Raw genomic sequence first — 754 nt, 5'->3', positions numbered from 1 at the left:
TACTCGCCGCGGATGATCTTGCCGATCTCGCCGCCTTGCGCTGTGACGAACGCATACGAGTTTTGGATTTGCGGTGAGCGTTGGACAGCATCGCTCACCAGCAGCGCTGCAAACTCGCGATGACCTTCGCCGATAAGCCGCTCGGTGTAACGCACGATCCGATCGAAGTTTGCCTCGGTCGCACGTGCCGCGAGCGCCGCCGCGACGGCGAACAGCGCCGCCGGCATCGTCGGGATCATGGCCGTATCGGGCGCGAGCAGAATCGCGTCCGGTTGCGGCAGTTCGCGGAAGATCTGGAGGAAGCCGACAAGTTCAGTCGCCGCGCCCTCTCCTACCGATCCGGCGTAGGAGATGTGCTCCAGATGCTTGGGGACTACATCCATGGTTTTGGCCACGAACCCCCAGCTACGCGGACTCGGCGTGTTCTCGATATCGCGCGACGTTTTCTGCACGGACAGCAAGTCCGGGCGAAAGCGCAGAAACGCGATGAGCGCGGGCGGAATGTTTTCGCGCACGGCCCATTGCGTCCAGCCGTCGATCGAGGGCTCCAGCTCGACCACCGTTGCGAACCGGGAAATTACCGGATCGAGAATGCCCGACACGCCGGCGTTGTCCGTCCGGCGGTTGGTGGCCGCGAGAAACGTCACCTGCGGCGGGAGCACGTGTTCGCCGACGCGCCGCGCGAGCAGCAGTTGCATCTTGGCGGCCTGCACGGCGGGCGAAGCCTGCCCGAGATCATCCAGGAACCAGATGA

General features: G+C 64.2%; 1 protein-coding gene. It reads right to left on the bottom strand.

Annotated features, from left to right (window positions below; translation table 11 throughout):
- Positions 1–754 (bottom strand): ATP-binding protein (locus P7F28_RS07970; RefSeq protein ID WP_277183976.1); only part of this gene is annotated, 754 nt, incomplete at both ends.

The sequence above is a fragment of the Caballeronia sp. BR00000012568055 genome (genome assembly GCF_029439455.1).
In the GTDB taxonomy this organism is placed as follows: Bacteria; Pseudomonadota; Gammaproteobacteria; order Burkholderiales; family Burkholderiaceae; genus Caballeronia.
Note: the sequence above shows the minus strand (reverse complement) of the source record. Positions and strands in the feature narration are given on the sequence as shown.